Below are 23,304 nucleotides of genomic sequence, written 5' to 3'. Positions count from 1 at the left end.
CCAAGGTGGTACAAGCTTTCCGGGGGCCGAGGGTCGCCCCCCGGGATAACGCGTGGGTGGTGCAGCGGTGACGCTACCGCGCCCTCGTCCGTCCTGTCCCCGGGACCCCGACCCCCTGTCGTCACTCACAGTAAAACTGTGAATACGCTCCGTGTCTAGGGGTCCGTCGGCCCAAAAGAGAAGAGGGCGCGCCGGGTTGACGTACCCAGGCGTCAGATGCCCGAACCGTACCCGGTCGACGGACGGGCCGTCCCCGGCACGGCTCAGACGAGGACGTGGTCGACGAAGCACCAGCGCCAGTTCTCACCGGGTTCGAAGGTCCGCATGATCGGATGACCCGATTCCTTGTGGTGCTCTGTGGCGTGCCGGCCCGGCGAGGAGTCGCAGCAGCCCACGTGGCCGCACGTCATGCAGAGCCGTAGCTGCACCGGGTCGGTGCCGTCCCGCAGGCACTCAGGACACGTCTCGCCGCGCGGGACGGGTTCGGGGTGCGGCAGCGCTTCGGCGTGCGTGCACTGTTTCATGATTGCCAGATTACGACGGTCGTACGGACGGCCGTGCGGAAAAACGAGGGTGGGCGGGACATGGACGTGATGCCACTGCTGTTGCTGGTGGCGGGCAGTGCGGCGGTCGCCGCGGCGGCCCGGCGCACACCGGTGCCGGCACCGCTGCTGCTCGTCGCCGTGGGCCTGGCCGTGTCGTACGTCCCCGGGGTGCCGGACTACACCCTCGACCCCGACATCGTGCTGCCGCTCCTGCTGCCCCCGCTGCTGTACACCTCCGCCACCGACAGCTCGTACCTCGACCTCCGTGCCCAGCTGCGGCCCGTGGCCCTGCTGTCGGTCGGGTACGTCCTCTTCGCGACGCTCGCCGTCGGGTGGGCCGCCTATCTGATGGTCCCCGGACTGCCGCTGACCGCGGCGCTGGTGCTGGGCGCGGTGGTGGCGCCGCCGGACGCGGTCGCGGCGACGGCGGTGGCACGCAGGGTGGGCCTGCCGTCGAAGGTGACCACGATCCTCCAGGGCGAGTCCCTGCTGAACGACGCGACCGCGATCACCGCCTACAAGGTGGCCCTCGCGGTCGTCGTCGGCGAGGGCGCGTCCTGGGCCGGCGGGATGGAGGAGTTCCTGGTCGCGGCGGTCGGCGGCACCGCCGTCGGCCTGATCCTGATGGCTCCGCTGCACTGGCTGCGCACCCACCTGAAGGAACCGCTCCTCCAGAACACCCTCTCCCTGCTCATCCCGTTCGTCGCGTACGCGGCCGCCGAGCAGTTCCACGCCTCCGGCGTCATCGCCGTCGTGGTCGTCGCCCTCTACCTCGGCCACCGCGCGTGGGAGGTCGACTTCGCCACCCGGCTCCAGGAGGAGGCGGTGTGGAAGATGGTCGCCTTCGTGCTGGAGTCGGCGGTCTTCGCACTCATCGGCCTGCAGCTCCAGATCGTCCTCAGGGGCCTCGGCGACTACGAGGGCCTGGACGCCGTCCTGTACGCGGTCGCCCTCTTCCTCGTGGTCGTCGCGGTCCGTTTCCTGTGGGTGTACCCGGCGACCTTCCTGCCCCGGCTGCTGTCGGCACGCGTCCGCGCGCGCGAGGACAACCCGACCTGGCGGGGGCCGCTCGTCATCGGCTGGGCCGGCATGCGCGGCGTGGTCTCGCTGGCCATCGCCTTTTCCGTCCCCGTCACCGTGGACCACGGCGAGGCGCCCTTCCCGCACCGCAACCTGATCCTCTTCCTGACCTTCACCACGGTCATCGGCACCCTGGTCGTACAGGGACTGACCCTGCCCCCGCTGATCCGCCTGCTGAAGTTCCCCGCCCCCGACCCGCAGGCCGCGACCCTCGCCGAGGCCAACGCCCAGGCCCAGGCCTCCCGGGTCGCCGAGCAGCGGCTGGAGGAACTGCTGTCCGACGAACGCAACGCCCTGCCCCTGCCCCTCGCCGACCGCCTGCGCACCGTCCTCGAACGCCGCCGCAACGCCGTCTGGGAACGCCTCGGCCAGGTCAACCCGGTCACCGGCGAGACCGTCGACGACACCTACCGCCGGCTGTCCCGCGAGGTGATCAGCGCCGAGCGGGAGGTCTTCGTGCGGCTGCGCGACGGCCGCCACATCGACGACGAGATGCTGCGGACGCTGCTGCGCAGGCTGGACCTGGAGGAGGCCGCCGCCTACCGGGAGGCGGGTTAGGGCCTTTCGTCCGGTGGGGAGCGTGGGGCGGGCGGGTCAGGAGGTGAACGGTGCTCCCGTCACGACCGCCGCGAGCCGGGTCCCGCGCGGGAAGACGCCCTCCTCGGCGAGAACGACAAGTCCGTACAGCGACTTGGCGACATAGAGACGTTCGACCGGCAGGCCGTGCCGCTCCTCGAAGTCCCGCGCGAAGTCCTCGAGTGCGGGCGTGGTGCGGGCGTACCCGCCGAAGTGGAAGCGTTCGTCCAGCCGCCAGTCGCCCACCGGGCCGCCGAACGCCTCCCGCTGCAGGGCCCGTATCGCGTCGTCGAGGAAGCCGCCCTTGAGGACCGGTATGCCGAGGGCCCGCCGACCGGGGCCCAGGCCGGCGGCGAGGCCCGCGAGGGTGCCCCCGGTGCCGCAGGCGAGGGCCACGACATCGGCGTGGGCACGCAGTTCCTCGCCGAGGGCCCGGCAGCCGCGGACGGCCGGCGCGTTGCTGCCGCCCTCGGGCACCACGTACGCGTCCTCGGCGCCCGCCGCGCTCAGGACCGCCGCCAGCGCGGCGGGGTCGGCCTTGCGGCGGTAGGTCGCCCGGTCGACGAAGTGCAGCCGCATTCCGTCGGCCGCGCAGCGGGCCAGCGAGGGGTTCAGCGGGCGGCCGGCCAGCTCGTCGCCGCGCACCACCCCCACCGTGGGCAGGCCCAGCAGTCGGCCGGCGGCGGCCGTCGCCCGCAGATGGTTGGAGTACGCGCCCCCGAACGTGACGACCGGCCGCCCGCCCGCCGCCGCCAGGTTCGGCACGAGCTTGCGCCACTTGTTGCCGATCAGCTCCGGGTGGATCAGGTCGTCCCGCTTGAGGAGCAGCCGTACGCCGTGCCGGGCGAACCGGTCGTCGACCACCTCCTCCAACGGCGAGGGCAGCCGGGGGCGCAGGGCGGCGGAGTCGAACGGAAGGGGCCTGGTCACCCCGTCATTGTCGAACACCGTTCGTGCGAAAACCCGCCGTGCCCACACCGTCGATGATCCATTCCCGCTCTTTCGGGTAATGGCACGAACACTTTGAGTGATGGAAGGCTTGCCGCGAGAACAGTGCGTCGGCGCAGTACGGCTCCGGCGCATCACCGGGAGGGCAATTCTCTATGTCGGTAGGCGAAGAAGTCCGCGCTGAGCAGGGCAAGCCGCAGCAGAGCCTTGGCACCGCGGCCGCGCGGAACCTGGCCACCACCACCAAGTCCGTACCGCAGATGCAGGAGATCAGCTCTCGCTGGCTGCTGCGGAATCTGCCCTGGGTCGACGTGCAGGGCGGCACGTACCGGGTGAACCGGCGCCTGACGTACGCCGTCGGTGACGGTCGCGTCACCTTCGTCAAGACCGGGGACCGTGTGGAGGTCATCCCCACGGAGCTGGGCGAACTGCCCGCGCTGCGGTCCTACGAGGACGAGGACGTGCTCTCGGAGCTGGCCTCCCGCTGCCGGCAGCGGGAGTACGCGCCGGGCGAGGTCGTCGTCTCCTTCGGCAGCCGGACCGACAAGGTCTACCTCCTCGCGCACGGCAGGGTCGAGAAGGTCGGCACCGGCCCCTACGGCGACGACCAGGTCCTCGGAGTCCTCGCCGACGGCGCGTACTTCGGCGACCAGGCACTGCTCGACCCGGACGCCATCTGGGAGTACACCGCCCGCGCGGACACCGCCTGCACCGTGCTGATCCTGTCCCGCCAGGACTTCGAGCAGGTCGCCGAGCGCGCCGGCTCACTGTCCGAGCACCTGCGGAGGCTGCGCTCGATCCCCGCGCAGTCGACCAACCGCTACGGCGAGAAGGCCGTCGACCTGGCCGCGGGGCACGCCGGCGAGCCGGACATCCCGCACACCTTCGTGGACTACGAAGCCCGGCCGCGCGAGTACGAACTGAGCATCGCCCAGACCGTCCTGCGCATCCACTCGCGCGTGGCCGACCTGTACAACCAGCCGATGAACCAGACCGAGCAGCAGCTGCGGCTGACGGTCGAGGCGTTGAAGGAACGTCAGGAGCACGAGCTGGTCAACAACCGTGAGTTCGGTCTGCTCCACAACTGCGAGTACGACCAGCGGATCCAGCCGCACGACGGCGTGCCGGGCCCGGACGACCTCGACGAGCTGCTCAGCCGCCGGCGCGGCACCAAGATGCTTCTCGCCCACCCGCGCGCGATCGCCGCGATCGGCCGCGAACTCAACAAGCGGGGGCTCGTCCCCGAGACGATCGACGTCGCCGGCAACCGGATCCCCACCTGGCGGGGGGTGCCGATCTACCCGTGCAACAAGATCCCGGTGACCGAGGCCCGCACCAGCTCGATCATCGCGATGCGCCTCGGCGAGCAGGACCAGGGCGTCATCGGCCTGCGCCAGTCCGGCATCCCGGACGAGATCGAGCCGAGCCTGTCCGTGCGGTTCATGGGCATCAACGAACAAGCCGTCATCAAGTACCTGGTCACGGCCTACTACTCGGCGGCGGTGCTGGTTCCGGACGCGCTGGGCGTGCTGGAGAACGTCGAGATCGGTCGCTGGCGGTGACCTCACCCGTACGGACGCCGTGTCCCCGCCCACCCGGGCGGGTACACCCAGGGGGTCCGCGCCCGGCCGCGCATCCGCCGCCGTGCGTCGACCCGGCGAGGGGGACTCGATGACCGAGTACGTGACGCGGACCAGGCCGCACCCCGGCGCGGCACGGGAGAGGGGAAGGGGCGTCCCGGGTCGGACCGACAGCGGCCCCGCAGCGCTCGACGGGCACGAGGCCGCCGTGATCCTGGAGGAGACCCGGGGTTCCGTCGACCCCGCGCTCCGTGCGGCGATCGACTCGCTGCCCGGCTCGATGCGGCGGATCTCGCTCTACCACTTCGGCTGGGAACACGCCGACGGCACACCGGCCGCGGGCAACGCGGGCAAGGCGATCCGGCCCGCGCTGGTGCTCGCCGCGGCCACCGCGCTCGGCGGCCCGGCGGCCAGGACGGCGGCTCTCCCGGCGGCCGCCGCCGTCGAACTGGTCCACAACTTCACGCTGCTGCACGACGACGTGATGGACCGCGACACCACCCGCAGGCACCGTCCCACCGCCTGGACGGTGTTCGGCGACGCCGACGCCGTCCTCGCCGGGGACGCGCTCCAGGCGCTCGCCCTCGGGATGCTCGCCGCGCACCCGCATCCGGCGTCCCCGGCCGCCGCCGCCCGGCTCGCGGACTGCGTGATCGAGCTGTGCGCCGGCCAGCACTCGGACACCGCCCTGGAGAAGCGGGGCCCGGCCGAGGTCACCCTCGACGAGGTGCTCGCCATGGCTGAGGCCAAGACCGGGGCCCTGCTCGGCTGCGCCTGCGCCCTCGGCGCGCTGTACGCGGGAGCGGCCGAGGAGGATGTCGAGGCGCTGGACGCCTTCGGCCGCCAGGCCGGGCTCGCCTTCCAGCTCATCGACGACGTGATCGGCATATGGGGGGACCCGCGGCACACCGGCAAGCCGGCCGGCGCCGACCTGGTCGCCCGCAAGAAGTCCCTGCCGGTGATCGCCGCGCTCGGCTCCGGCACCCCGGCCGCCGCGGAACTGGCGGAGCTGTACGCGTCCCCCCGCGAGCAGGGGGACGACGTGGAGCGCATGACACTGGCCGTCGAGCTGGCCGGCGGCCGGGAATGGGCCCAGGAACAGGCGGCGGACCGCATGGCCCGGGCGATGTCAGAGCTGGCCCGTGCCGTTCCGGACCCGGAAGCGGCGGGCGGCCTGCTGTCCCTGGCGGAGTTCGTGACGCGCCGCAGCATGTGAGGAGGGCCGGCCCGCCACCGAGGCGGCCTTCGCCTCTCGCAGTCCCCGGGCCTCCGGGACCGTACGGCTCCTGACTCCGCACGGTCCCGAGAGGCCCGGCCCGGCGGGCCCCGCGCATCCCCACGGCGCGCGGGACCCGCCTCTTCGCGTGCGGGCCGCGCTCAGGACTCCCGGTCATGCGGAATTTCTTCTCTCACTTACCGCGGTCACCGATCCGGTCCGGAAAACACTTGTTACCACTACGGATGAAGTACTACAATTGGAGTTATTCTATTCGGACCACGGAAAGAGACCGGTTTGCGCAAGCTCACCTACTACGTCGCCTGCTCCATCGACGGCTTCATCGGAGACCCGCAGGGCGACGCGTCGTCGATGTTCGCCTTCCTCGACGAGGAGTTCCTCGCCTACCTCGCCTCCACCTATCCGGACACCATCGCCGTCCAGGGCCGTGAGCAGATGGGCCTCCAGGGTGCCGAGAACCCGAACTTCGACAGCGTGATCCAGGGCCGGGCCAGCTACCAGCTCGCCCTCGACACGGGCATCACCAGCCCCTACGGCCACCTGCGCGAGTTCGTCGCTTCCCGCACCCTCGGCCCCTCACCCGACCCGAACGTCGAGATCATCGACGCGGACCTGGTCGCCCGGGTGCGCCGGCTCAAGGCCGAGGACGGCGAGCTGGGCATCTGGCTCTGCGGCGGCTCACGTATCGCGGGGGCACTGCTCGACGAGATCGACGAACTCGTCATCAAGACCTACCCGCAGGTCTACGGCTCCGGCACGCCGATGTTCGGCGCCGACTTCTCCGTGACCGACTTCAGCCTGGAGTCCGTGCGCACCTTCTCCAACGGAGTCCTCGTCCGCAGATACGCGCGGAAGCGATGATCGGCCTACCCTGAGGACATGGACAGGGAAAAGCACGTCTGTCCCGACTGCGGGCAGACCGTGGACACGGTGATCCGGCGCCACAAGACGCTGGGCGCATGGGTACCGCGCTGGGTGGCGGGCCCGTGCCACAACCCCGACTGCGAGTCGTTCCTCGAACCCGGCGCCGCACGGCACGGCCACTCCGAGCCCGTCGAACAGCACGGCCGCCCCGAGTCCGCGGAACACGCCGACCAGTCCGGCACCCCCGCCGCGCCCGCCTCCTGACGCCTGTCCGGCAGGGCGTTCCCCGGTGGTCCACCGGGGAGGGACGGGGGACCCCGGCGACCGTGGGAGCCCGTGGCGCCTATCCGCGCGGCAGCCCGCCCGTCTCCGCGTCGCGGCCGGTCAGGCAGTACAGGCCGCCCGCCGGGTCGCGCAGCACCGTCCAGTGGGGGTGGCCGGCGACGAACCGCGCGCCCAGTTGCTCGTGCCGGGCCCGCACCGTCTCGATGTCCTGACCGCACGCGAGGTCGAGGTGGGCGGAGACGGGCCGCTCCTCACCGAGGAGCTGGAGCAGGATCCGCACGGGCAGTCCGGGCGGCGGCGCCACCACGTGGAACTCCGGCAGTGAGCCCGGCCGGGACGTCCAGTCGGGCAGGAGACCGCTCCAGAAGGCGACTTCGGCGTCGTACGCGGACGGCGGGATGTCGATGCTGACCTGGTCCGGGCGGCCGGCGGCCACCACGGGCGGGCGTACGGACTCGCCGTGCCAGGGGACCGCGCAGAACAACTGGCCTGCGGGGGAGCGCAGTACGGCCCAGTCGTCGTGGGCGGCGACCGTGCGCGCGCCCGCGTCCAGCGCCGCCGTGACGAAGGCCTCCACGTCCTCGACGCAGAAGTCGAGATGTGCCCCGCCCGCCCCGTCACCGACCGCCTGCGCCTTCACACAGGCATCGGCCCCCTCCGGCAGGAGGGTGACGAACTCGCCCTTGTCCCCACGGGGCTCGGACGGGACAGTGCCGGTGACGGCGGTCCAGAACGCGCAGGCCCGCTCGAAGCGCTCGGCGGGTCGGTCGAGGAAGGCGTACGTCCAGCGGACGCGGGTGCGGGAGCTCATGCGGCGATCGTAGGCCGGTGCGCGCGGGGGACCGCCCCGGTTTCCGGGCACCCGCGAGGACGCGCGGTCATCCGCCCGGGCATGCCGGAGGGGCCCGGTCGTGTGCCGACCGAGCCCCTCCGGGAAGTCCCTCGTCCCGCGGTGGTGCACCGACCGCCGGTGTGGGAGCGGCCTGGTGTCAGGCCTTCTTCGTCTCCCAGAAGATCCTGTCGATCTCGGCGATGAGTTCCAGCGCCTTCTCGCCCGTCTTCGGGTCGGTCGACGCCTTCGCGGCCGACAGGGCCTTGAGGGTGTCGTTGACCAGCTGGTGCAGCTGGGGGTACTTCTCGAAGTGCGGGGGCTTGAAGTAGTCGCTCCACAGCACGGATACGTGGTGCTTCGCGAGCTCGGCGCGCTGCTCCTTGATGACGGTGGCGCGCGTCTGGAAGTGCGGGTCGTCGTTGGCGGCCATCTTCTCCTGCACGGCCTTCACCGACTCCGCCTCGATGCGGGCCTGGGCCGGGTCGTACACACCGCAGGGCAGGTCGCAGTGCGCGCTGACCGTGACCTTGGGGGCAAACAGGCGGGAAAGCATGGAGCGTTCCTTCCTCGTGATCGTCTTCTCAGGTGGGACATTACTCCCTGAGGGAGCGGTTTTCGCGAGTGCCCCCATGGGCTTAGGACAAAAGTCCGGGGTCAGACTGAGACTGGTGGAGGAACGGACCAGGGAGGTGCCGGCGATGCCGGAGCCGTCGCAGGACGCCGAGCGCGGGAGGGCCGCCGCGCCGTTCGGGCTGGCCGAGGTGACCGGCCCGTCCATGGTTCCCACGCTGCACCACGGCGATCAGCTGGTGGTGCGGTACGGGGCCCGGGTGAGGCCGGGGGACGTGATCGTGCTGCGGCACCCCTTCCAGCAGGACCTGCTCGTCGTCAAGCGGGCCGTGGAGCGCCGCGACGGCGGCTGGTGGGTGCTCGGGGACAACGCCTTCGCCGGCGGTGACAGCACCGACTACGGCACCGTGCCCGACGAGCTGATCCTCGGGAAGGTGCGGTTCCGCTACCGGCCCCGGAAGGCGGATCAGCGTTCGCCGCTGGCGACGCTGCGCTGGGCGCTGTCCGCGGCCAGGCCCGTGCTCGCCGACCGGTCGGCCTCCAGGCGCTTGCGGGCGCGGTAGGCGGCCACGTTGGCGCGGGTCGCGCAGCGGTCGGAACAGTAGCGTCGGGAGCGGTTCGTGGAGGTGTCCAGGTAGGCGTTGCGGCACGGGCTCGCCTCGCACAGGCCCAGCCGGTCGACGCCGTACTCCGTCAGGTGGAAGGCCAGGCCCATCGCGGCGATGGCCGCGAAGCCGGCGGTCGCGTTCGACGGGTGGTCGGCGAGATGCATGTGCCACAGCGGGCGGTCGTCGTCGTCGCGGTGGTCGTGCCCGGAGATCTGCGGGCTGACCGGGAACTCCAGCAGGAGGGAGTTCAGCAGGTCGACGGCGAGGGTCTCGTCACCGCGGTCGGCCGCCTCGAAGACCGCGCGCAGCCGGGCCCGGACCGAGCGGAACCGGGTGACGTCCGCGTCGGTGGCGCGGCGGGCCGCCGACGCGTTGCCGCCGAACAGGCCGCGGACGGCCTCGACCGAGGTCAGCGAGTCCTTGCCCCGGGCCGGTTCCTCGCTGTTGACGAGGCGGACGGCGTAGTCCGAGTAATAGGCCAGTTCCACGTGAAGTCCTTACGGCTGGGCTCTGTGGTCGTCGGTGCGGTCGGGTAACGGCTGACTGCGCTCCCAGGGTATTACGCGGACGACGCCGGAACGGGCTTCCGGCTCCACGGCCACTCGTTCTCGGGCACCCCGCCGCCGGCGCCGACGTGACGCGAGGGGCGGTACGGGGAAAGATCCCCGTACCGCCCCTCGGTCGTGCGTCGCGTCCGGTCAGAGGACCTTGGACAGGAACGCCTGGGTCCGCTCGTGCTGCGGGTTGGTCAGGACCTCGCGCGGGTCGCCGGACTCGACCACCACACCGCCGTCCATGAAGACCAGGCTGTCGCCGACCTCGCGGGCGAAGCCCATCTCGTGCGTGACGACGACCATCGTCATGCCGGACTCCGCCAGGTCGCGCATGACGTCCAGGACGTCGCCGACCAGCTCCGGGTCCAGCGCCGAGGTCGGCTCGTCGAACAGCATCAGCTTCGGGTCCATGGCCAGGGCGCGGGCGATGGCCACGCGCTGCTGCTGACCGCCGGAGAGCTGCGAGGGGTAGTTGCCGGCCTTGTCGCCGAGGCCGACCCGCTCCAGCAGCTGCATGGCGCGCTCCCTGGCCTGGCCCCTGTTCTGGCGCTTGACCTGGACCGGGGCCTCCATGACGTTCTCGACCGCGGTCATGTGCGGGAAGAGGTTGAACCGCTGGAACACCATGCCGATGTCCCGGCGCTTCAGCGCGACCTCGCTGTCCTTCAGCTCGTACAGCTTGTCGCCCTTCTGGCGGTAGCCGACCAGCTCGCCGTCGACGTACAGGCGTCCGGCGTTGACCTTCTCCAGGTGATTGATGCACCGCAGGAAGGTCGACTTGCCGGAGCCGGACGGGCCGATCAGGCAGAACACTTCACCGGAGTTCACCTGGAGGTCGATGCCCTTGAGGACCTCGACGGGGCCGAAGGACTTGTGGACGCCCTCGGCTTTCACCATGGGGTGGGAAGGCTGCGTCATGCCGGGACTCCCTTCGAGCGGCGCGTCGGCAGGACGGCGGCCCGGACGCGCTGGAGCGGCGTCGGCGGCAGGCTGCGGCTCGAACCACGGGCGTAGTACCGCTCGACGTAGTACTGCCCGACGCTCAGGATCGAGGTCATGATCAGGTACCAGGCGGCGGCGAGGAAGTACATCTCCACCGTGGAGCCGGCGTTCTGACCGATGTCCTGGGCCTCCTTGAAGAGGTCGGCGAACTGCACCGCCGAGACGAGCGAGGTCGTCTTCAGCATGTTGATGACCTCGTTGCCCGTCGGCGGCACGATCACCCGCATCGCCTGCGGGATGACGATCCGGCGGAGCGTCTTGGTGTGGCTCATGCCGAGCGCCTGCGACGCCTCGGTCTGTCCTTCGTCGACCGAGAGCAGGCCGGCGCGGCAGATCTCGGCCATGTAGGCGGCCTCGTTGAGGCCCAGGCCGAGGAGCGCCGTCAGCAGCGGCGTCATGAACGACGACCAGTAGTCCTTGTAGATCGGACCCAGGTTGATGTACTCGAATACCAGGCCCAGGTTGAACCAGACGAACAGCTGGACCAGGACCGGGGTGCCGCGGAAGAACCAGATGTAGAACCAGGCGACCGACGAGGTCACGGGGTTCTTCGACAGGCGCATCACGGCGAGCAGGATGCCGCCGACGATGCCGATCACCATGGACAGCACGGTGAGCAGCAGGGTGTTCCAGACGCCGTGCAGGATGCGGTCGTCGAAGAAGTAGTCGGGGATCGCGCCCCAGTTGATGTTGCCCTGCGCGAAGGCGTAGACGACCGAGCCGAGCAGGGCCAGCGCGACGACCGCCGAAACGTACCGCCCCGGGTGCCGGACCGGGATGGCCTTGATGGCCTCCGGCCCGGCGGGGGGCGTCGCGTCGGGACCGTCCGTCTTGTTGACGTCAACAGTCACGGGTGGAGCCTTTCAGAGCCGAGTCGAACGGTGTCGGTTCAGGAACCGCCGTTGATCTTGGACTCGGTGACCGCGCCGTCCGCGACACCCCACTTCTCGACGATCTTCTTGTACTCGCCGTTGTCGACGATCGCCTGGACGGCCGCCTGGAGCGCGTCACGCAGCTCGGTGTTGTCCTTGGCGACGGCGATGCCGTACGGGCCGGCCTCGACCTGGTCGCCGACGATCTCGAAGTACTTGCCGCCCCCGGCGTTCTTCACGGAGTAGGCGGCGATGGGGAAGTCCGCGGAGACGACGTCGGCACCCTTGGAACGCATCCGGGTCTCGGCCTCGGGGTTGGTCGCGAAGTCCTCGATCTTGAGGGCCGCCTTGCCGTCCTTCTTGCACTTCTCCGCCTGGTCCTTGGCGAGGTCGTGGGAGAAGGTGTTGCGCTGCACGGCCATCGTCTTCCCGCACAGGTCGTCCCAGGTCTTGATGCCCTGGCTGTCGCCCTTGTTGGTGTAGAGGGAGACGCCCGCGGTGAAGTAGTCGACGAAGTCGACGCCCGCGCCGACCTTCTTGCCGGTGTCGGAGTCGACGCCTTCCTGGCGGTCCTTGGTGTCGGTCATGGCCGACATGGCGATGTCGTAGCGCTTGGACGCGAGGCCACCGATGAGGGTGTCGAACGTGGCGTTCTGGAACTCGAACTTCACGCCGAGCTGCTCGCCCATGGCGGCCGCGATGTCGGGGTCGATACCGGCTACCTTGCCGGAGCTGTCCTTGAACTCGACCGGCGCGTACGCGATGTCGGAACCGACCTTGATGACGCCCTTGTCACGGATGGCCTGGGGCAGCTTGCCGGCCAGCGGGGCCGTGCCGGCCGAGGCGGTGTCGCCGCTTCCGGAGCCGTTGTCCTTGGTCTGGTCACCGCACGCGGTGAGCAGCAGGGCGCCCGTGACCGCGAGGGTTCCGACCGCGGCGAGCCGGGTGCGCGCGGCGGTGGTACAGCGGATGGAGCGTGCGGTCATGGTGAGTGCCTCCGGCGGATGGATGGAGATGCCGATGGGTCGACGAGAACACACACCTTCGGGTGTCGCGACCTCGTGTGATGACGGCATCTTGCCATTCGGACTACGCCATTCAGGGGGCCAGCCATGTCAAAATCGGATAACGGGCGACACCCGAATCCGACCAGTCCGGTACATCACGACCTGACCAGGCCGGACCATCTGCGGGTATCCCCGCTTTCGGCCGGAAGATCTTCGGCCCATCTCGCCATGTGGACGAACACGCTCCGTCGAGAGCCGGGAAGTCACTTCCTGTCAAGGGTTTGGCCGAGACTTGTCCGCGCTTCACGCATGAGTCATGTCACTGGGATATGACGGTGCAGGTGAGGAGGCGGAGTCCTGCCGGCAGCGGCATGTGACCTTGCACCGAATGGACTCGTCGTCGGTGGTGTCCGTCCGGTAAGAAGGTTCTTTACACCCCTCATCCGGGGCTCAGGGCGCGTGTGCGGCGCGCCCGACGCGCAGTGCCCGTACGTATCACCGCTGGGTCCTGCGCGGTGCCCGCCCACTTCTCAACCAGGAGTGGCCACCCTCATCCATGAAGACCTAAGGGGTAAGACACAGTGGCAGCGGAGATCGTCAATCCTCGCAGCGAGAGCGAAACGGACCATACGGGCCAGGAGGGCGGTGCGGAGCCTCTCGACTCGTTCGACCCGGCGTTCGCACTGCACCGGGGCGGAAAGATGGCCGTGCAGGCCACCGTTCCGATCCGCGACAAGGAGGACCTGTCCCTCGCCTACACGCCCGGCGTCGCGCGGGTGTGCACCGCGATCGCGGAACAGCCGGACCTGGTGAACGACTACACGTGGAAGTCGTCCGTCGTCGCCGTCGTGACCGACGGCACGGCCGTGCTCGGCCTCGGGGACATCGGGCCGGAGGCCTCCCTTCCGGTGATGGAAGGCAAGGCCATCCTCTTCAAGCAGTTCGGCGGGGTCGACGCGGTGCCGATCGCGCTCGCCTGCACGGGCGTGGACGAGATCGTCGAGACCGTGGTGCGCCTCGCGCCCTCGTTCGGCGGAGTGAACCTGGAGGACATCTCGGCACCGCGGTGCTTCGAGATCGAGCGCCGGCTCCAGGAGCGGCTCGACATCCCGGTCTTCCACGACGACCAGCACGGTACGGCGGTCGTGACGCTGGCGGCGCTGCGGAACGCGGCCCGGCTGAGCGGACGCTCCATCGCGGACCTGCGGGCCGTCATCTCGGGCGCCGGTGCGGCCGGTGTCGCCATCGCCCGGATGCTGGTCGAGGCCGGCATCGGAGACGTCGCGGTCGCCGACCGCAAGGGCGTCGTCTCGGCGGACCGCGAGGACCTGACCGACGTCAAGCGCGAGCTGGCCGGGTTCACCAACAAGGCCGGCATCACCGGTTCCCTCGGGGACGCGCTGTCCGGCGCGGACGTCTTCATCGGCGTCTCCGGCGGTACGGTCCCGGAGGACGCGGTCGCCTCGATGGCGAAGGGCGCCTTCGTGTTCGCGATGGCCAACCCCAACCCGGAGATCCACCCCGAGGTCGCCCACAAGTACGCGGCGGTCGTCGCGACCGGGCGGTCGGACTTCCCGAACCAGATCAACAACGTGCTGGCGTTCCCGGGGATCTTCGCCGGCGCCCTCCAGGTGCGGGCGTCCCGGATCACCGAGGGCATGAAGATCGCGGCGGCCGAGGCGCTGGCGGGTGTCGTGGGCGACGATCTCGCGGCGGACTACGTCATTCCCTCGCCGTTCGACGAGCGGGTCGCCCCAGCGGTCACCGCGGCGGTCGCCGCGGCCGCCCGTGCCGAAGGGGTCGCCCGCCGCTGACGTACGGCTGAGACGGTCCCGCCCGTTCTTCGGGCGGGGCCGTTTTTTACCCGTCCGGGCGCCCGATCGGGTGGATCGAGGAGGGAGCCTCGCCCCCGGTGACGGCGGTGACGGCGGTGACGGCGGTGACGGCGGTGACGGCGGTGACGGCGGTGACGGCGGTCGTGCGGCGGCCGCGGGTCACGAGGGCCGGTCGCGCGTCCCCCCGCCCCTCCGGGGGCGTCCGCTCACGTCCGTGGGCCGGTCGCGCAAGAGGGCGTGTCTCACAGTGCCCCCCGGTTTCGCCGGGAGCCGCGGGACCCTATCGTCGGGGGCATGTTCGCCGTCTACGCCGCTCGAATCGACCGCGACCAGCCGCTTTCCGGACTGGAGTTGGGGGAGCGACCGGCCCCCGACACCCGCCCCGGCTGGAGCACCGTCACCGTCCGGGCCGCCTCCCTCAACCATCACGACCTCTGGTCCCTGCGGGGCGTCGGCCTCCCGGAGGACAAGCTGCCGATGATCCTCGGCTGCGACGCCGCCGGCGTCGACGAGGACGGCAACGAGGTCGTGCTGCACTCCGTCATCGGCCAGACCGGCCACGGGGTCGGCCCCCGGGAGCCCCGGTCCATCCTCACCGAGCACTACCAGGGCACCTTCGCCGAGCGGGTCGCCGTGCCGACCTGGAACATCCTGCCCAAGCCGAAGGAGCTGTCCTTCGAGGAGGCCGCCTGTCTGCCCACCGCCTGGCTGACGGCCTACCGCATGCTGTTCACCAACGCGGGGGTGCGGCCCGGTGACTCGGTGCTCGTGCAGGGCGCCGGGGGCGGAGTGGCCACGGCCGCGATCGTGCTCGGCAAGGCGGCCGGACTGCGGGTCTTCGCGACCAGCCGGGACGAGGCCAAGCGGAAGCGGGCCCTGGAACTGGGGGCCGTCGAGGCCGTCGAGCCGGGGGCGCGGCTGCCTCAGCGCGTGGACGCCGTCATCGAGACCGTCGGCGCCGCCACCTGGTCCCACTCGGTGAAGTCGCTGCGGCCCGGCGGCACCCTCGTCATCTCCGGAGCGACCAGCGGCGACCGCCCCTCCCATGCCGAACTGACCCGGATCTTCTTCCTGGAACTGAAGGTGGTCGGCTCCACGATGGGCACGAAGGACGAACTGGAGGACCTGCTCGCCTTCTGCGCCGCGACCGGCGTCCGGCCCGTCATCGACGAGGTGCTCCCCCTGGACCGGGCCCGGGAGGGTTTCGAACGGCTCGCGTCCGGCGACCAGTTCGGCAAGATCGTCCTCACCAACTCCTGACGGCTCCCCGCACTCCTGGCAGTTCCTCGCGCTCCTGACGGCGGGTCCGGATTCCGGGCCCGCCTTTCGCGCATCCCGCGTGTCAACTTGGGTTGACGTGTGGACGGATGTCAACGTAAGTTGACGGCATGACCGAAGCAACGGATCTCGCCGAGCGCGCGGGCGACCGTGATCCACGGGTCGGGCTGCGCGCCGTCGCCGCGCTGCGCCGGCTGCTGGAGCGGTTGGAGGCGGTGCAGGTGCGCAGTGCGCGCCATCAGGGGTGGTCGTGGCAGGAGATCGCCGTGGAACTCGGGGTCAGCAGGCAGGCCGTGCACAAGAAGTACGGGAGGCAGTGATGTTCGAGCGGTTCACGAAGGACGCGCGGGAGGTGGTGCGCGGCGCGGTCGCGCTCTGCGGGAACGCCGGCGGGGGGACCGTGGGCCCCGAGCATCTGCTCCTTGCCCTGCTGGACCGTGAGGCGAGCCGCGGCTCCTTCGCGCTGACCGCCCTCGGTCTTCCGGCGGAGGGCCGAGGACCGGTCCGTGAGGCGCTGGACGAGGCGCGCCGACGCGCGGGCCTCTCCCGAGCGGACGCCGACGCCCTCGCCGACCTCGGCATCGACGTGTCGGAGATCGTCTCCCGGGTCGAGGAGGTGCACGGGGTCGGAGCGATGTCCGGGGACCGGCGGGACGCGGGACGGCGTACCGGACGTCCCGGCTTCGGGCGGGAGGCCAAGGGCGTCCTGGAGGAGTCCCTGCGCATCGCCCTGGCCCACCGCGACCGGCACATCGGCGACGAGCACCTCCTGCTCGCCCTGACCGCCCGCCCCGGACCGCCCGCCGAGGTCCTCGCCGACCACGGCGTCACCCACACCTCCCTGACCCGGGTCCTGTACGCCGGGGGAGAGGCCCGGGCCGGCTGAGGCCATGGGGTGCGGGAGGGGGAACGGCGGGCCGTGGGTGGTTGGTGGTGGGCGGCGCCCGGTGACCGACGTGCCGGGCGCCCGTGCTCAGCCGGGGTGCCGGGTGCCCGCGCTCACTCCTTGCCCGTCCGCAGCATCGCCCCGATGTGGGCCGCCGCCGTCGACAGATGACGACGGGCCTCGCGGAGCTGGTCGGCGGTGACGCCGTGGTCGCGGGCCGCGTCGCGGATGTCGTCGCGGAAGCGGTCCAGGAGCCGGTCCAGGTCACGGGCCGGGTCGTCGCCGGGTGCCTCGTGGGCCCAGGACGGCTCGAAGCCGGCCGGGAAGTCCGCGGGGGTCTCGGTGTAGACCGGGCCCTCGGCCGCGGCCCCCGCACCTCCCGCCGACTCCTCCGGTCCCGCAGCGGTCTTCGGCCCCTCGGCCTTTTCGGCTCGCTCCGGGCTCTCGGCGCCGCCCCGGCCGAAGCCGAAGTCCTTCCCGAACTCCTTCCCGAACTCGCCGAACTCCTTGGCCAGTTCGGCCAGCCCCTCGCGGACACCCGTCGGCCAGTCGCCCCGCGCGAAGTGGTCCTGGACCTGATCCTGGACCCGTCGCGCTATGCGCTGGACCTCCTCCTGGGCCTGGGCCACGGCCCGGTCCTGGGCCTCCTTGGCCTGGCGGCGGGCCCGCTGGGCCTCCTCGCGGGCCCGTCGGCTCTCGTCCTTGGCCCGGCGGGCCTGCTCCTTCCACTCCTGCTTGGCGCGCCGCATCTCCTCCTTGGCGACCCGCCACGATTCCCTGTCGCCGTACTCCCCGTACTCCCCGGTGCCGGACCCGGTGCCCGCCCCGGTGCCCTGGCGGGCCTCGGAGGCCGCCGCCCGCATCTCACGCCGCAGCTCGCCCGCCGCTCCGCGCACGTCGGCCCTGATCTCCGCGGCCAGTTCCGCGACCGACTCGCGGATCTCCAGCTCCAGGTCGGCGAGTTCACCGCTGCGGTCGGCCAGCTCGGCCCGGCCCGCGTCGGTGATGGCGTACACCTTGCGGCCGCCCTCGCTGGTGTGGGTGACCAGGCCCTCGGCCTCCAGCTTCGCCAGCCGGGGGTACACGGTGCCCGCCGACGGCGCGTACAGCCCCTGGAAGCGTTCCTCCAGGAGGCGGATCACCTCGTAGCCGTGGCGCGGAGCCTCGTCCAGGAGCTTGAGCAGGTAGAGGCGGAGGCGGCCGTGGGCGAAGACGGGAGGCATGTCAGAGCACCTTCTTGTCGGTCGTGCTGTCGTCCGGGCCGGACGCTGAACCGTCCCCGGACGGGGGACAGTCTCCCGGACCGGCGGACTCGCCGTCGCCCGGAGCCGACCCGGCCTCCCAGGGCCCGTCCTCCACCGGAGGCCGCCGCAGCAGGGCGATCGAGCCGGAGACCGTCGTGGCCTTGAGGCGGCCGCTGCCCGTGCCGAGACGGCCGGTGATCCGCTTGGCACCCCACCGGCCGCTCACCCGGAGGTCCTCGAAGGCGTTGGAGACCGAGCCGCTCGCGGTGTTCGCCTCCACCTGCGCGTCCGCCGGGTGGGGCAGCCGTATGGCGATCTCGCCCGAGACGCTGGTCAGGCTGATGTCGGTGGGGCGGCCCGCCGGGTCGAGGTCGACGATCATCGAGCCGCTCACGGAGTCGGCCTTCACGGAAGAGCCCGCCTCGACGACGGTCAGGTCCCCGGAGACGGAGTTGAAGCGCAGGTCGCCGGTGAGGGCCTGCGCCTCCACGTTCCCCGAGACGGTGTCCGTGCGGACCGGCCCCGCCAGGCCGACGAGGGTCGTGTCGCCGGAGACGCCCTTCACCTCGGCGCGGCCGTCGATGCCGGAGACCACCGCGCCGGCGCTCACCACGCCCACCTCCACCCGGGTGCCGGCCGGGACGGCGAGCGAGACGACGGCACTGCGCCGCCAGCCCTTGCGGTCGAGCCATGTGAGGAAGCCCTTCCAGGGCAGGTCCTCGTACGCCACCGTCAGCGCTCCGTCCCGGTGGGTCACGACGAGAGGGGGCCCCTCGATGTGGGAGACCTCCAGGCGGGCGGAACCCTCGTCGGTGCCCACCACGTTGACCGTTCCGTCGACGATGCGGACGTGCAGCTCACTCACCGGCTCGTCGAAGAAGAGCTTCCTCGGCTCGGCGACGGACCACTCGGACATGGTGATGACCTCCTCGACGACACGACACGCCATATCGCGTCTCACGTAAAACACGATATATCGCGGACTTCGGAAGTCAAGACACTCTTTCCGGTGACCGGCCTCCCGCAGCCGTCGGGCACGCAAAAGGGGCGCCCCGCAGGGCGCCCCACACGCGACCGGCGTGCCGTCGGTGGACCTACTCGTCGTCCTCGTCGTCCAGCCGGGCCAGCCACGTGGCCAGCCGCTCCACCGGGACCTCGAAGTCCGGGTTCAGGTCGACGAACGTCCGCAGCTGCTCGGCGAGCCACTCGAAGGTGACCTCCTCCGCGCCGCGCCTCTTCTCCAGCTCTTCGATGCCACGGTCCGTGAAGTACATGAGTCAAGGATAAGCGGGCGCAAACAGCCGTACCGCACCCCGCGGGACAGCCGGCCGCACCCCGCGAAACGGCGGGGCCGCACCCCGCGAAACGGCGGGGCCGCACCCCGTGAGGAGGTGCGGCCCCGCCGCTGTCCGGTGGTCGAGGACGCCTACGCCTCGAACACCTCACGCACCAGCTGTTCCTGCTCGGCCTGGTGGCGCTTGGCCGACCCGACCGCCGGGGACGAGCCGTGCGGCCGCGAGATGCGGCGCAGGCGCTCGCCGTGCGGCACGTCCGCGCCGACGGCCAGGTCCAGGTGGTCGATCAGGTTCAGGGCGATGAACGGCCAGGCGCCCTGGTTGGCCGGCTCCTCCTGGGCCCACAGGTACTTCTCGGCGTTCGGGTACTTGGCGATCTCCGCCTGGAGCTCGGCACCCGGCAGCGGGTACAGGCGCTCGATGCGGATGATCGCGGTGTCCGTGATGCCGCGCTTCTGACGCTCGGCGTCCAGGTCGTAGTAGACCTTGCCGGCGCAGAAGACGACCTTCCTGACGGCGGCCGGGTCCACCGAGGCGTCGCCGATGACCGGGCGGAACTGGCCCGTCGTGAACTCCTCCGCCTTCGACGCGGCGGCCTTGAGGCGCAGCATCGACTTCGGGGTGAAGACGACCAGCGGCTTGTGGTGCGGGTTGTGCACCTGCCACCGCAGGAGGTGGAAGTAGTTCGACGGCAGGGTCGGCATGGCGACCGTCATGTTGTTCTGGGCGCACATCTGGAGGAAGCGCTCCGGGCGGGCGGACGAGTGGTCCGGGCCCTGCCCCTCGTAGCCGTGCGGCAGGAGCAGGGTGACGCCGGACGTCTGGCCCCACTTCTGCTCCGCCGACGAGATGAACTCGTCCACGACCGTCTGGGCGCCGTTGACGAAGTCGCCGAACTGCGCCTCCCACAGCACGAGCGCGTCGGGGCGGGCCAGCGAGTAGCCGTACTCGAAGCCCATCGCCGCGTACTCGGACAGCAGGGAGTTGTAGACGTTCAGGCGCGCCTGCTCGTCCGAGAGGTACATCAGCGGCGTGAACTCCTCGCCGGTCTCCCGGTCGATGATCACGGCGTGCCGCTGGCCGAACGTGCCGCGCTGGGAGTCCTGGCCGGCCAGGCGGACCGGGACGCCCTCCAGGAGGAGGGAGCCGACGGCCAGCGTCTCGCCCATGCCCCAGTCGATCGTGCCGTCCTCGACCATCGCGGCCCGGCGCTGGAGCTGCGGCAGCAGACGCGGGTGCGCGGTGATGTGGTCGGGGATGTTGACCTGGGACTCGGCGATGCGCTTGACGACCTCCGCCGAGATCGCGGTGTTCACCGCGACCGGGAAGCCGTCCTGCGGGTCGGGGGAGCTGCCGGGGACGGGCTGCGCGGTGGCCTCGCGGACCTCCGTGAAGACCTTCTCCAGCTGGCCCTGGTAGTCCTGCAGCGCCTGCTCGGCCTCTTCCAGGGTGATGTCGCCGCGACCGATGAGGGACTCGGTGTACAGCTTGCGCACCGAGCGCTTCTTGTCGATCAGGTCGTACATCAGCGGCTGGGTGAAGGCCGGGTTGTCCGACTCGTTGTGACCGCGGCGGCGGTAGCAGATGAGGTCGATCACCACGTCCTTGTTGAAGGCCTGGCGGAACTCGAAGGCGAGCCGCGCGACGCGGACCACGGCCTCCGGGTCGTCGCCGTTCACGTGGAAGATCGGGGCCTCGATCATGCGGGCCACGTCCGTCGCGTACATGGAGGAACGCGAGGACTCGGGGGCCGCGGTGAAGCCGACCTGGTTGTTGATGACGATGTGGACCGTGCCGCCGGTGCGGTAGCCGCGCAGCTGCGACATGTTCAGGGTCTCGGCCACCACGCCCTGGCCGGCGAAGGCCGCGTCACCGTGCAGGGCCACCGGCAGGACGGTGAAGTCCGTGCCGCCCTTGTTGACGATGTCCTGCTTGGCGCGCGCGACGCCCTCCAGGACCGGGTCCACCGCCTCCAGGTGCGAGGGGTTGGCGACCAGCGAGACCTTGATCTGCTCGCCGTCCAGGCCCGTGAAGGTGCCCTCGGCGCCCAGGTGGTACTTCACGTCGCCGGAGCCGTGCATCGACTTCGGGTCGAGGTTGCCCTCGAACTCGCGGAAGATCTGGGCGTACGACTTGCCGACGATGTTCGCCAGCACGTTCAGCCGGCCGCGGTGGGCCATGCCGATGACGACCTCGTCGAGGCGCGACTCGGCGGCCGAGTCGAGCACCGCGTCGAGCAGCGGGATGACGGACTCGCCGCCCTCCAGGGAGAAGCGCTTCTGGCCGACGTACTTCGTCTGCAGGAAGGTCTCGAAGGCCTCCGCCGCGTTCAGGCGGCGCAGGATGCGCAGCTGCTCCTCGCGCTCCGGCTTGGTGTGCGAGCGCTCGATGCGGTCCTGGATCCACCTGCGCTGCTTGGGGTCCTGGATGTGCATGAACTCGACGCCGGTGGTGCGGCAGTACGAGTCGCGCAGCACGCCGAGGATGTCGCGCAGCTTCATGAGGGACTTGCCCGCGAAGCCGCCGACGGCGAACTCGCGCTCCAGGTCCCACAGGGTGAGCCCGTGCTCGGTGATGTCGAGGTCGGGGTGCTTGCGCTGGCGGTACTCCAGCGGGTCGGTGTCGGCCATGACGTGGCCGCGGACCCGGTAGGAGTGGATCAGCTCGAAGACGCGGGCGGCCTTGGTGACGTCGTCGTCGTGGCTGGCGTCGATGTCCTTGAGCCAGCGGACCGGCTCGTAGGGGATGCGCAGCGCCTCGAAAATGTCGTCGTAGAAGCCCTGCTCGCCGAGGAGGAGGTTCGCGACGATCCGCAGGAACTCGCCGGACGCGGCGCCCTGGATGACCCGGTGGTCGTAGGTCGACGTGAGCGTCATGACCTTCGAGATGCCGAGCTTGTTCAGGGTGTCCTGGCTGGTGCCCTGGAACTCCGCCGGGTAGTCCATGGAGCCGACGCCCATGATGACCGACTGGCCGGGCATCAGGCGCGGGACGGAGTGGACGGTGCCGAGGCCGCCGGGGTTGGTCAGGGAGACCGTGACGCCGGTGAAGTCGTCCATCGTCAGCTTGCCGTCGCGGGCGCGGCGGACGATGTCCTCGTAGGCCTGCCAGAACTCGAAGAAGTTCAGCGTCTCGGCCTTCTTGATGCCGGCGACGACGAGCTGGCGGTCGCCGTTGGGCTTCACCAGGTCGATGGCGAGACCGAAGTTGACGTGCGGCGGCTTGACGAGGGTGGGCTTCCCGTCCTTCTCCGCGTAGTGCCAGTTCATCGACGGCATGGCTTTGATGGCCTGCACCATCGCGAAGCCGATCAGGTGCGTGAAGGAGATCTTCCCGCCCCGGGCGCGCTTGAGGTGGTTGTTGATGACGATGCGGTTGTCGAACAGCAGCTTCACCGGGACCGCGCGCACGGAGGTGGCCGTGGGCAGTTCCAGCGAGGCGTTCATGTTCTTGGCGACCGCGGCGGACGGGCCGCGCAGCGTCACGAACTCGGGGCCGTCGGGGGAGGCGGCGGGCGCGGCCTTGGCGGCCGGCTTCGCGGCCGGGGCCGCGGCCTTCGCGGGCGCCGGAGCCGCGGCGGCGGGCTTCGGGGCGGCCGGCGCCGGCGCGGGAGCCGGGGCGGCGGGCGCGGCCTGGGCCGGCGCAGCCGGTGCGGCGGGCGCCGCGGGCGTGGGGGAGGTCGCTGCGGCCCCCGCGGCCGCAGTGCCCGCCGGAGCCGACGGCGCGGCCGCGCCCGGCTTGTAGTCGGCGAAGAAGTCCCACCAGGCACGGTCTACCGAGTTCGGGTCCTGGAGGTACTGCTGATAGATCTCGTCGACGAGCCATTCGTTCGCTCCGAACGCGGCAGCGGGATTCTTGCCCGCATGGTCTGCGTCGGTCGAGATGCTCGATGCGTTACTGGGGGACTGTGGCGACACGGCGGCAACCGCCCTCTTCCGCTTCACAAGGTGATGGACAGCGGGAATAAAGGCTACGCCTCCCAGCGGGGGAAGGTCAGGCCGGGCCACCGCATCGTCGCGTAAGTCACATCGCAAGGGCTGTTTCGGGGGTGGAAATGGCGGGAAACAAACGCGGTTGCGTGCGGAAACGGGTGCGTTGATGCAGGTCGCGCACGCTCGGTGTGCGGACCTGGGCCGACCTGGGCCGGCGGGTTGCCTGATCACACGTGTCCGACCGCGCGAACGTCTGTGGATCTTGTGGCTCCGC

The 23,304-nt window shown here is 70.9% G+C and carries 23 protein-coding genes; 10 read left to right on the top strand and 13 right to left on the bottom strand.

The genetic code is table 11. The features are described 5' to 3' along the window. Positions 1-263: 263 nt before the first annotated feature. Positions 264-524 carry a UBP-type zinc finger domain-containing protein gene (locus tag AB0N31_RS06155; protein ID WP_366057167.1) on the bottom strand — a complete coding sequence of 87 codons (261 nt, stop codon included), beginning with the start codon at positions 522-524 and terminating at the stop codon, positions 264-266. A 60-nt stretch (positions 525-584) separates the two neighbouring features. Here AB0N31_RS06155 and AB0N31_RS06150 point away from each other — a divergent pair, with 60 nt between their 5' ends. After that, a complete protein-coding gene (locus AB0N31_RS06150; protein ID WP_366057166.1) occupies positions 585-2,183 on the top strand; it encodes a Na+/H+ antiporter in 1,599 nt (532 codons plus the stop codon). A 36-nt stretch (positions 2,184-2,219) separates the two neighbouring features. On the opposite strand, the gene AB0N31_RS06145 is transcribed toward AB0N31_RS06150, so the two are convergent. Next, positions 2,220-3,131 carry a pyridoxal-phosphate dependent enzyme gene (locus AB0N31_RS06145; RefSeq protein WP_366057165.1) on the bottom strand — a complete coding sequence of 304 codons (912 nt, stop codon included), beginning with the start codon at positions 3,129-3,131 and terminating at the stop codon, positions 2,220-2,222. A 173-nt stretch (positions 3,132-3,304) separates the two neighbouring features. On the opposite strand from AB0N31_RS06145, the gene AB0N31_RS06140 reads away from it, so the two are divergent. From AB0N31_RS06140 to AB0N31_RS06125, 4 genes are all read left to right on the top strand, one after another. Further along, a complete protein-coding gene (locus tag AB0N31_RS06140; RefSeq protein ID WP_366057164.1) occupies positions 3,305-4,711 on the top strand; it encodes a family 2B encapsulin nanocompartment shell protein in 1,407 nt (468 codons plus the stop codon). A 109-nt stretch (positions 4,712-4,820) separates the two neighbouring features. After that, positions 4,821-5,945, top strand: coding sequence for a family 2 encapsulin nanocompartment cargo protein polyprenyl transferase (locus AB0N31_RS06135; protein WP_366057163.1), 1,125 nt, complete (start codon positions 4,821-4,823; stop codon positions 5,943-5,945). Between the two features lie 297 nt (positions 5,946-6,242). Beyond that, positions 6,243-6,827 carry a dihydrofolate reductase family protein gene (locus AB0N31_RS06130; protein ID WP_366057162.1) on the top strand — a complete coding sequence of 195 codons (585 nt, stop codon included), beginning with the start codon at positions 6,243-6,245 and terminating at the stop codon, positions 6,825-6,827. Between the two features lie 18 nt (positions 6,828-6,845). Further along, complete coding sequence (locus tag AB0N31_RS06125) at positions 6,846-7,094, top strand: hypothetical protein (RefSeq protein WP_366057161.1); 249 nt, start codon at positions 6,846-6,848, stop codon at positions 7,092-7,094. A 79-nt stretch (positions 7,095-7,173) separates the two neighbouring features. On the opposite strand, the gene AB0N31_RS06120 is transcribed toward AB0N31_RS06125, so the two are convergent. Both AB0N31_RS06120 and sodN read right to left on the bottom strand, forming a co-directional pair. Further along, positions 7,174-7,926, bottom strand: a complete 753-nt coding sequence (locus AB0N31_RS06120) for a VOC family protein (RefSeq protein WP_366057160.1) — start codon at positions 7,924-7,926, stop codon at positions 7,174-7,176. 178 nt (positions 7,927-8,104) lie between these two features. Further along, positions 8,105-8,500 (bottom strand): superoxide dismutase, Ni, encoded by a 396-nt coding sequence (gene sodN / locus AB0N31_RS06115; RefSeq protein ID WP_366057159.1) that lies wholly within the window; start codon positions 8,498-8,500, stop codon positions 8,105-8,107. A 145-nt stretch (positions 8,501-8,645) separates the two neighbouring features. Here sodN and sodX point away from each other — a divergent pair, with 145 nt between their 5' ends. Next, positions 8,646-9,080 (top strand): nickel-type superoxide dismutase maturation protease, encoded by a 435-nt coding sequence (gene sodX / locus AB0N31_RS06110; RefSeq protein WP_366057158.1) that lies wholly within the window; start codon positions 8,646-8,648, stop codon positions 9,078-9,080. Here sodX and AB0N31_RS06105 read toward each other — a convergent pair. The 4 genes from AB0N31_RS06105 to AB0N31_RS06090 form a co-directional block, all read right to left on the bottom strand. Beyond that, positions 8,984-9,613, bottom strand: coding sequence for a CGNR zinc finger domain-containing protein (locus AB0N31_RS06105; protein ID WP_366057157.1), 630 nt, complete (start codon positions 9,611-9,613; stop codon positions 8,984-8,986). The two genes, sodX and AB0N31_RS06105, sit on opposite strands and share 97 nt — an antisense overlap. Before the next feature lie 210 nt (positions 9,614-9,823). Then, positions 9,824-10,597 (bottom strand): amino acid ABC transporter ATP-binding protein, encoded by a 774-nt coding sequence (locus AB0N31_RS06100; RefSeq protein WP_366057156.1) that lies wholly within the window; start codon positions 10,595-10,597, stop codon positions 9,824-9,826. Continuing rightward, positions 10,594-11,532 (bottom strand): amino acid ABC transporter permease, encoded by a 939-nt coding sequence (locus AB0N31_RS06095; RefSeq protein WP_366057155.1) that lies wholly within the window; start codon positions 11,530-11,532, stop codon positions 10,594-10,596. Before AB0N31_RS06095 ends, AB0N31_RS06100 begins: the two co-directional genes overlap by 4 nt. Positions 11,533-11,570: 38 nt before the next feature. Further along, a complete protein-coding gene (locus tag AB0N31_RS06090; protein WP_366057154.1) occupies positions 11,571-12,539 on the bottom strand; it encodes an ABC transporter substrate-binding protein in 969 nt (322 codons plus the stop codon). 602 nt (positions 12,540-13,141) lie between these two features. Here AB0N31_RS06090 and AB0N31_RS06085 point away from each other — a divergent pair. After that, a complete protein-coding gene (locus AB0N31_RS06085; RefSeq protein ID WP_366057153.1) occupies positions 13,142-14,374 on the top strand; it encodes an NADP-dependent malic enzyme in 1,233 nt (410 codons plus the stop codon). Positions 14,375-14,420: 46 nt separating this feature from the next. On the opposite strand, the gene AB0N31_RS06080 is transcribed toward AB0N31_RS06085, so the two are convergent. Further along, positions 14,421-14,558 carry a hypothetical protein gene (locus AB0N31_RS06080; RefSeq protein ID WP_366057152.1) on the bottom strand — a complete coding sequence of 46 codons (138 nt, stop codon included), beginning with the start codon at positions 14,556-14,558 and terminating at the stop codon, positions 14,421-14,423. Positions 14,559-14,689: 131 nt separating this feature from the next. Between AB0N31_RS06080 and AB0N31_RS06075 the strand changes: the two genes are divergently transcribed. The 3 genes from AB0N31_RS06075 (at position 14,690) to AB0N31_RS06065 (ending at position 16,559) form a co-directional block, all read left to right on the top strand. Beyond that, positions 14,690-15,655 carry a zinc-binding dehydrogenase gene (locus AB0N31_RS06075; protein WP_366057151.1) on the top strand — a complete coding sequence of 322 codons (966 nt, stop codon included), beginning with the start codon at positions 14,690-14,692 and terminating at the stop codon, positions 15,653-15,655. 128 nt (positions 15,656-15,783) lie between these two features. Continuing rightward, the gene (locus AB0N31_RS06070; protein ID WP_366057150.1) at positions 15,784-15,993 is read left to right on the top strand and encodes a helix-turn-helix domain-containing protein; all 210 of its coding nucleotides are present in this window, start codon (positions 15,784-15,786) and stop codon (positions 15,991-15,993) included. Next, positions 15,993-16,559 carry a Clp protease N-terminal domain-containing protein gene (locus AB0N31_RS06065; RefSeq protein ID WP_366057149.1) on the top strand — a complete coding sequence of 189 codons (567 nt, stop codon included), beginning with the start codon at positions 15,993-15,995 and terminating at the stop codon, positions 16,557-16,559. Before AB0N31_RS06070 ends, AB0N31_RS06065 begins: the two co-directional genes overlap by 1 nt. A 113-nt stretch (positions 16,560-16,672) precedes the next feature. Here the strand turns inward: AB0N31_RS06065 and AB0N31_RS06060 are convergent, their stop codons facing one another. The 4 genes from AB0N31_RS06060 to AB0N31_RS06045 all read right to left on the bottom strand — a co-directional run bounded on the left by AB0N31_RS06060 (position 16,673) and on the right by AB0N31_RS06045 (position 23,015). After that, a complete protein-coding gene (locus AB0N31_RS06060; RefSeq protein ID WP_366057148.1) occupies positions 16,673-17,782 on the bottom strand; it encodes a helix-turn-helix transcriptional regulator in 1,110 nt (369 codons plus the stop codon). A 1-nt stretch (position 17,783) separates the two neighbouring features. Next, positions 17,784-18,719, bottom strand: coding sequence for a DUF4097 family beta strand repeat-containing protein (locus AB0N31_RS06055; protein ID WP_366057228.1), 936 nt, complete (start codon positions 18,717-18,719; stop codon positions 17,784-17,786). 178 nt (positions 18,720-18,897) lie between these two features. Continuing rightward, positions 18,898-19,077, bottom strand: coding sequence for a DUF6104 family protein (locus AB0N31_RS06050; RefSeq protein WP_073491365.1), 180 nt, complete (start codon positions 19,075-19,077; stop codon positions 18,898-18,900). 152 nt (positions 19,078-19,229) lie between these two features. Beyond that, on the bottom strand, positions 19,230-23,015 hold the full coding sequence (locus AB0N31_RS06045) for a multifunctional oxoglutarate decarboxylase/oxoglutarate dehydrogenase thiamine pyrophosphate-binding subunit/dihydrolipoyllysine-residue succinyltransferase subunit (protein ID WP_366057147.1): 3,786 nt from the start codon (positions 23,013-23,015) through the stop codon (positions 19,230-19,232). Between the last annotated feature and the right edge of the window lie 289 nt (positions 23,016-23,304).

This window comes from Streptomyces sp. NPDC051051 (assembly GCF_040682975.1).
GTDB lineage: Bacteria > Actinomycetota > Actinomycetes > Streptomycetales > Streptomycetaceae > Streptomyces.
This window is presented reverse-complemented; position numbering and strand designations above follow the sequence as displayed.